Origin of the sequence: Ruminobacter sp. RM87 (assembly GCF_000701925.1) — a bacterium.
GTDB classification, from domain to species: domain Bacteria; phylum Pseudomonadota; class Gammaproteobacteria; order Enterobacterales; family Succinivibrionaceae; genus Ruminobacter; species Ruminobacter amylophilus.
Genome location: NZ_JNKD01000081.1, coordinates 1 through 8,049 on the forward strand (window position 1 = coordinate 1; position 8,049 = coordinate 8,049).

The window sequence follows — 8,049 nt, forward strand, 5'->3', positions numbered from 1 at the left end:
GCAGCTAAGATACCGATGATGGCGATAACGATCATTAATTCGATGAGGGTAAAACCTTTAGTCTTTTTCATGATAATTTCCTTTATTCATGATAAATAGATGACAAAATTAAACCATGTTAATGAAGGTATTTATAGAGAAATAAGGGCAATGTTTTTCAACATTGCCCTTTTTGAATAAATGAATATAAATGTTCTGTGATGGATTATCTCAGAAGGTTTAGGTAGAATCCGTTAATCTCATTTCCCCAAAGCATGACTATGAATCCCATAATTGCAATGTATGGACCGAATGCAAAAGGCTGACTTTCCTTATGTCTGTTAATAAACATAAGGAGGCCTCCAATTACGGCACCGACAAGAGCAGAACCGAATATTATGGCAGGGAGCATCTGATATCCAAACCAGGCTCCGAGACATGCTGTCAGTTTGAAGTCACCATATCCCATGCCTTCTTTTCCGGTCGCAAGTTTAAATGTCCAATAGAAGAGCCACAGACACATGTAACCTGCAACAGCACCGTAAACGGCGTCGGTAAGAGTTACGTATGTGTTAAACATATTAAAAAGGATACCAATCCATAGTAAGGGCTGCACGATTTCATCAGGAATCAGCATCTTATCAAAATCGATACCGCTTATGGCGATAAGTGACCATGTCATGAGAAGGGCTCCAATTACCTGTACAGTAGGACCGAAATGCCAGGCAACTAGAAGGGACATGAGACCAGTAAAAGTTTCAACCAGAGGATATCTCAGCGATATATGCTGTCCGCAACCATGACACCTGCCCTTGAGAATTAGATAACTGATAACAGGAATGTTTTCCCATGCAGAAATCTTATGACCGCAATTTGGACAGCGTGACCTTGGGGTTATGAGATTAAATGTTGGCCTTTCTGGTAATTCCTGTTCAGGATGAAAATATTCCTGATACTCATCTTTGAATTCATTTTCCATCATAACAGGAAGTCTGTAAATTACTACATTTAAGAAGCTTCCAACTAAAAAACCTATGATAGTCACATAAATCAGAAAGAAAGCAGGGGACTCTTGAAAGGCAAGAACTACACTTTGTAAAAAATCCATAAAAAATCCAGTTATTAAATATTATACATACGGTAAATAAAAAGGGTCTCACATCTGTGAAACCCTTTAACAAAGTTAATGCGTTTATTAGAATATGCTACCCATAGAGAAGATAGGTAAGTACATAGCAATAACCAATGAACCGATGATAACACCAAGGAATACCATGATTAACGGTTCAAGCATAGATGACAAACCGTCTACAGCATCATCTACTTCCTGCTGATAAATGTTAGCTACTTTTCTAAGCATTGCATCCAGGGAACCGGCTTCCTCGCCAATCATAACCATCTGAATCATCATCGCAGGGAATATCTGTGTGGCGCGCATAGCCATATTGAGCTGCATACCGCCCATAACATCCTGTCTGATCTCAAGTATTGCATTATTATATTTAGCATTACCTGATGCACCGGCTGCAGAGATTAAAGCATCTACCAATGGAATACCTGCAGCGAATGTTGTTGCCAGTGTAGACGCAAATCTTGCCAGACAGCCCTTTTCCAAAATTGCACCAACCACAGGAATTTTGAGGAACATAACGTCCACATTATCGTGGAATTTTTCGTTATGCCTGTATCCCCAGAAGAATGCGTAGAAACCACCGCCGATAACAAGGGCAAAAATAACCCAGTAACTCTGCAGGAATCTTGAAAGATCGACAACCATCTGAGTAAATGCAGGTAATTTTGCATTAAAGCTTGCAAATATTGCCTCAAACTGAGGTACTACATAAATCAGCAAAATTGCGGTAACGATAACTGCAATGATAACTATAACTATAGGATACATCATAGCCTTTTTGATTTTTGACTTTAAGGCTTCTGATTTTTCCATATATGTTGCAATCTGGTCGTAAATTGTTTCTAAGGCACCTGATGCTTCACCTGCAGCAACCAAGTCGGTATACAGCTTGTTGAAGTACAACGGATGTCTTCTTAGAGCCTGATGGAAAGGTGTACCTGATGATACATCTTCACAAACTTCTGACAAAAGCTTTCTCATAGCTAACTTGTCATGGCTTTGGGCTAAAAGCTCAATAGACTGAACCAATGGTACACCGGCAGATAACATTGTGGTAATCTGTCTTGAAAGTGTTGCAATGTCAACAGGTTTGATCTTTGGACCATCACCTAATAGGTTTTTATATTCAACAACAGATGTTACATTAACGTTCTGCTTTCTAAGTTCAGACTTTATTATTTCTGCACTTCTGGCACACATAAAGCCACCGACTGGTTTGCCTTTACGGTTTGTACCTTTCCATTTAAAATTTATAAAGTCTTTTTTGTTACTTTTTATTGCCATAATTTAATCCCTGCTTAGCCCGATGTTACACGGAATACTTCCTGTAAACTCGTGACTCCCTGCGCCACTTTCATTAATCCGGATTTTCTTAAAGGAACCATTCCTTCTTTTTCTGCTTCTGCTGCAATCTGGAGTGAGTTTCCTCCTTCCATTATGAGCATGGCCAGCTTATCGGACATAACAAAGATTTCGTAAATACCTACTCGACCCTTATATCCGCCTGAGCAAGCCTCACAGCCTTGAGGATTTGGTTTGTATATTTTTAATCCTTTATCTATATCTTCTTGAGTATACCCTATATTGAGCAGTTCATGCTCAGGTACATTGTCAAGAATTTTACATTTCTCACATAATCTACGAGCCAGTCGCTGAGCCATAATCAATGTCACTGAAGAAGCGATATTAAATGCGGGAACGCCCATGTTTAAAAGACGAGTCAGAGTTTCTGGAGCAGAGTTTGTGTGAAGTGTTGATAATACAAGGTGACCTGTCTGAGCAGCCTTAATTGCAATTTCAGCTGTTTCCAGGTCTCGAATTTCACCCACCATGATTACGTCAGGGTCCTGACGAAGGAATGCTTTCAATGCACTGGCGAATGTTAATCCTGCCTTATAATTAATCTGTACCTGGTTGATACCTTCCAGGTTGATTTCTACCGGGTCTTCCGCTGTTGAAATATTGGTTTCAACAGTATTAAGAATACTCAGACCGGTATACAGAGAAACTGTTTTGCCTGAACCGGTAGGTCCTGTTACAAGAATAAGTCCCTGCGGCTTTTCCAAAGCACCAAGATACTTCTTTTTCTGTTCATCTTCAAAGCCCAGCATATCAATGTTAAGCTTGGCTGCGGATGAATCCAGAATACGCATTACGATTTTTTCACCCCAAAGAGTAGGAAGGGTATTAACACGCATATCCATTGCTTTGGTTGGTGAAATTTTCAGCTTTATACGACCATCCTGCGGAACACGTCTTTCAGCTATATCAAGTCTTGACATAACTTTGATACGGGCTGCAATTTTATCTTTGAGTTCAACAGGGGCTTTGGCTACTTCATGAAGAATACCGTCGATACGGAATCTTACGCGGTACTTTTTCTCATAAGGTTCGAAGTGTAAGTCTGAAGCTCCTTTTTTGATAGAATCGAGAAGAAGTTTGTTTATGAATTTAACCACAGGAGTGTCGTCTTCGGCGTTTGCGTCGGTTGCTCCGCTAAGATTGTCATCCTGATTGTCTTCCAGTGTTTCAAGTTCGGCAAAATCGGAGTCGGAAAGACCAACGTCAAGTTCTTCCATCGCGTCTGCGAACAGTTTGTTGAGATCTTTCTGAAGCTTGTCTTCATCTACCAGAATTGTGTCGGTCATCATCGAGAATTTCAGACCGAATGCGTTCAATGCTGCCGTGTTTGTCGGATCTGACATTGCAAGGAACAATGTCTTGCCCTGTGCGTACACAGGCAGAGCATGGTGTTGGATAATCAGATTTTTATCCATATATGCTGACGGAATTTCTTTTACATCAATATCGTCAAGATTCAAATATGGATAGGCATATTCCTTTACCAGGATTTCTCTGATTTTCTCAGAAGGAACAAGTTTTAAATCTACGATTGTAGAGATAATCGGTTTTCCTTCTTTTTTGGATTCTGCGATAACGTTTTGTTCTTGCTCTGGAGTTATTAACTTGTATGTCTTGAGTACTCGGAGAATACCGTAACTTTCAGCCATTTTTTATATCCTAAGTTTTTCACTCAATATATTTTTGCTAGTGCATGAGTATCAGAGAAGATCTGTATTCTCATTGATCTAGAACTTATTTTTGTAATTGATATACAACATTCAATAAAATGTGAAATGAACATTTGTAAATCATTAAAGCGTACAGTATAGGATAGAACTAACATAGTTAAAATACTACTTTATTTTGTTCGATTGATTTTGAAATATTGTTTTAATCACAAAAACACGAAAAGGTTTTTATGATAAGTGAATAAAGTGTTGAGATTGTTAAATCAGTGTAATTATATTGTTCTATAGATAATATATTTGAATATATTAAAATGAATGGAATCATACAAATAAAAAAATAATCATATCCTGTTGTGTTAAGCGATAATTCTGGTGGTTTAATTGCTTTTTATAATTCTAATGACCTGATAATAAGTGAGTTATTTTTATTAAATCTAGCATGTTTTCATGATTTGAGAAGAAGTCTGATTCATCTGGGTTCTGTTCTTAATTGTGTACTTTATGCGGGGTGGCTTGCATTTTAATGTTTAAGAACCTATATAATATGATGAGATGATATTTTAAGTACTATCATTAATTCCGAAACATAGTTTTATTGGATTATGTTTCTGCAGAATGTTCTTTCAGTTAATGTTTGCAGTTGATAAATGCAAAACGTTTCTTTTGCCTGTATTCCGAAAGCAAGGATTTTTAATGATTAAATATGTTTTAACGGCTATAGTTTTTTTGGCTCTTGAATTGGCAAGTATTATTTATGTCAGCGGTGAAATTGGATGGCTGGTGGCTATCTATATTCTGGGCATTGAAGTGATAATAGGTTATTCAATCGTGAAGAAATACGGCATTGGTTCTTTGTTAATGGGGGGAATGGGGATGCAGTCGTCATCATTTGCCTCAGGTGCTGTTGTTTTTGGCGTTATGATTGCTTTTCCTGGGTTTTTCTCTGATGTGCTGGCCGTTGCCTCGCTAATTCCTTTTGTGCGTAAGGCTCTGTTTGCCTTTTTAAAACCTGATCCTGAACTAGTTTCCAAGATTGTCATGAATCAGGTAAATAAGCAATTCAATGCCAATGGATCCGGAATGAACATGTTTGATGAAAACTTTTTGAAGAATGCCGGTTTGTTTGGAAATTCTGACGAAAGTGAAGAAGATGACGAGAAAGAATTATATGAAAATGTAAAACCTTCCTACAGTACTCATAATTCAGCTGGTAGAAATAACAGGAAAGCGACCGTGGAAGATGCTGAATTCAGGGAACTTTAGTTTCAATTATCTAAGTGTTTTTTTGATGTATAAGTTGATGGAGCTTCTGTATTTCAGAAGCTTCATTTTTATTAAATTTTAAAAATTTATTAAATTTGTCTTGAATTATTAAATTCAATCCATATGTTAAAGGTAGAAAGTTTAAATTGGTTAACATATTTATGTGGGAGGCTGTTGAGGGATAAACCTTAACTCATGTATTAGTATGGCAATTCGTCCTTTAAATGATCGTGTAATTGTAAAGCGTATTGAAGTTGAAGCTAAATCTGCCGGCGGTATTGTTCTGACCGGTAGTGCTGTTGATAAGTCAACCCGTGGTGAAGTTATTGCTGTAGGTCCTGGTCGTACTCTTGATAATGGTACAGTTAAGCCAGTTGCTGTAAAGGTTGGCGACAAAGTTATTTTTAACGAAGGTTATTCAGTAAGAAAAGAAAAGCTGGATGGCGAAGAAGTGTTAATCATGTCTGAAAATGATATTCTCGCTGTTGTTGAAGAATAAAATTCAGAATTTTTAAGAATACCTAGTGTTCGAATCTGAAAAACTGCTGATTCGGATACAACAAGAATTTGAATTAAATATTTACAGGAAAATAAAATGTCTGCAAAAGATGTAATTTTTGGTAATGAAGCTCGAGTAAAAATGCTCGAAGGTGTTAATATCTTAGCTAATGCAGTTAAGGTAACTTTAGGTCCAAAAGGTCGTAACGTTGTTCTCGATAAGACCTATGGTGCTCCTGCAATCACCAAAGACGGTGTTTCAGTAGCCAAGGAAATCGAACTGGAAGACAAGTTCCAGAACATGGGTGCTCAGATGGTTAAGGAAGTTGCTTCCAAGGCTAATGACGCTGCTGGTGATGGTACTACTACCGCAACCGTTCTTGCCCAGGCTATTATCAATGAAGGTTTGAAGTCTGTTGCTGCAGGTATGAATCCAATGGATTTGAAGCGTGGTATTGATAAGGCTGTTTCTGCTGCAGTTGAACAGTTAAAGACCTTGTCAGTTGAATGTAAGGATTCAAAGGCAATCGCTCAGGTTGGTACAATTTCTGCCAACTCTGATGCTTCTGTTGGTAAGTTAATTGCAGAAGCAATGGAAAAGGTTGGCCGTGACGGTGTTATTACTGTTGAAGACGGTAAGAGTTTTGATGATCAGCTTGATCTTGTAGAAGGTATGCAGTTCGACCGCGGATACCTTTCTCCATACTTCATCAACAAGTCTGAAAATGCATCTGTTGAATTTGATGATCCATACATTCTTCTTGTTGACAAGAAGGTGTCAAATATCCGTGATATTCTCAGTGTTCTCGAAGGTGTTGCAAAGGCAGGCAAGCCATTACTTATCATTGCTGAAGATGTAGAAAGCGAAGCTTTGGCTACTCTGGTTGTTAATAACATGAGAGGCATCGTTAAGGTAGCTGCAGTTAAGGCTCCAGGCTTTGGTGATCGCCGTAAAGCAATGCTTCAGGATATTGCAATTCTTACTGAAGGCACAGTTATTTCTGAAGATATCGGTATGAAGCTTGATGCTGCTACCATCGATGATTTAGGTAGAGCAAAGCGTGTTGTTATTACCAAGGATAACACCACCATTATTGATGGTGCAGGTGATTCTGCAGCTATTTCTGATCGTGTTGCTCAGATTCGCAAGGCAATTGAAGATTCTACTTCAGAATACGATAAGGAAAAGCTTCAGGAACGTGTTGCTAAGCTTGCCGGGGGTGTGGCTGTTATTAAGGTCGGTGGTGCAACTGAAGTTGAAATGAAGGAAAAGAAGGATCGTGTAGATGATGCCTTACATGCAACCCGTGCGGCAGTAGAAGAAGGTGTTGTTGCCGGTGGTGGTGTTGCATTGGTTCGTGTTGCTTCAAAGCTTGCAGATCTGAAGGGTGATAATGAAGATCAGAATGTAGGTATTCGTGTAGCATTAAAGGCTATGGAAGCTCCGTTACGTCAGATTGTTGAAAATGCAGGTCAGGAACCTTCTGTTATCGCTAACGCAGTACGTAATGCGGAAGGTAATCACGGTTACAATGCCGCTACTGAACAGTATGGTGATATGCTTGAAATGGGTATCCTCGATCCAACCAAGGTTACCAGAAGTGCATTGCAGTATGCTGCTTCAATTGCAGGTCTGATGATCACAACTGAATGTATGATTACCGATTTACCAAAGAAGGATGAAGCTCCTGCTGCTGGTAACATGGGTATGGGTGGCATGGGCGGTATGATGTAATCAAGCTTAACAGCTTAATTATAAGTATCGTTTAATACACTTAACTTATATGGGAAGGTTTATCTCGTTTCTTGAGATAAACCTTTCTTTTTTGAGAGTGAACGCGATTCCGTGTAAACCCTTGTTAAGCCCCTTTTGAAAAATTATCTAATGTACCTAGCTATCCTTGTGCTGGTTTCATCAAGACAGGATAGCTGGTTCAGAACCTTTGCCCAATTCTGTATTTTAGCATTGTTCCATTTCTTGGCAAGTTCACCCGTAATTCTGAGATAGAAAATTTTAAATACCGAATTTTCATTTTCAAAGAATCCCTTTTTAGTGACCTTTCTAAGGCTGGAATTTACAGATTCGATGGCATTGGTCGTATACATCACTTTACGTATGTCGGCAGGGTAATTATAGAGCTGACG

General features: G+C 38.6%; 8 protein-coding genes. 3 read left to right on the plus strand and 5 right to left on the minus strand.

Annotated features, from left to right (window positions below):
• The 4 genes from T489_RS14755 to pilB form a co-directional block, all read right to left on the minus strand.
• On the minus strand, positions 1-71 hold a 71-nt coding region (locus T489_RS14755), incomplete at its 3' end, for a type IV pilin protein (RefSeq protein WP_157608212.1).
• A 134-nt stretch (positions 72-205) separates the two neighbouring features.
• Positions 206-1,087, minus strand: a complete 882-nt coding sequence (locus tag T489_RS0111455) for a prepilin peptidase (protein WP_031580164.1) — start codon at positions 1,085-1,087, stop codon at positions 206-208.
• Between the two features lie 87 nt (positions 1,088-1,174).
• On the minus strand, positions 1,175-2,395 hold the full coding sequence (locus T489_RS0111460) for a type II secretion system F family protein (protein ID WP_031580165.1): 1,221 nt from the start codon (positions 2,393-2,395) through the stop codon (positions 1,175-1,177).
• A gap of 14 nt (positions 2,396-2,409) precedes the next feature.
• Entirely contained in the window at positions 2,410-4,122 is a 1,713-nt protein-coding gene (pilB, locus tag T489_RS0111465; RefSeq protein ID WP_051622089.1) for a type IV-A pilus assembly ATPase PilB, read from the minus strand.
• Positions 4,123-4,836: 714 nt separating this feature from the next.
• Here pilB and T489_RS0111470 point away from each other — a divergent pair.
• The 3 genes from T489_RS0111470 to groL all read left to right on the plus strand — a co-directional run bounded on the left by T489_RS0111470 (position 4,837) and on the right by groL (position 7,639).
• Complete coding sequence (locus T489_RS0111470; RefSeq protein ID WP_031580167.1) at positions 4,837-5,406, plus strand: FxsA family protein; 570 nt, start codon at positions 4,837-4,839, stop codon at positions 5,404-5,406.
• A gap of 205 nt (positions 5,407-5,611) precedes the next feature.
• Positions 5,612-5,905: a co-chaperone GroES gene (locus tag T489_RS0111480; RefSeq protein WP_031580168.1), complete on the plus strand. Its 294-nt coding sequence runs from the start codon at positions 5,612-5,614 to the stop codon at positions 5,903-5,905.
• Between the two features lie 96 nt (positions 5,906-6,001).
• Positions 6,002-7,639 (plus strand): chaperonin GroEL, encoded by a 1,638-nt coding sequence (gene groL, locus T489_RS0111485; RefSeq protein WP_031580169.1) that lies wholly within the window; start codon positions 6,002-6,004, stop codon positions 7,637-7,639.
• 143 nt (positions 7,640-7,782) lie between these two features.
• On the opposite strand, the gene T489_RS0111490 is transcribed toward groL, so the two are convergent.
• The coding region (locus T489_RS0111490; RefSeq protein WP_031580170.1) for a transposase at positions 7,783-8,049 on the minus strand (267 nt) is incomplete at its 5' end.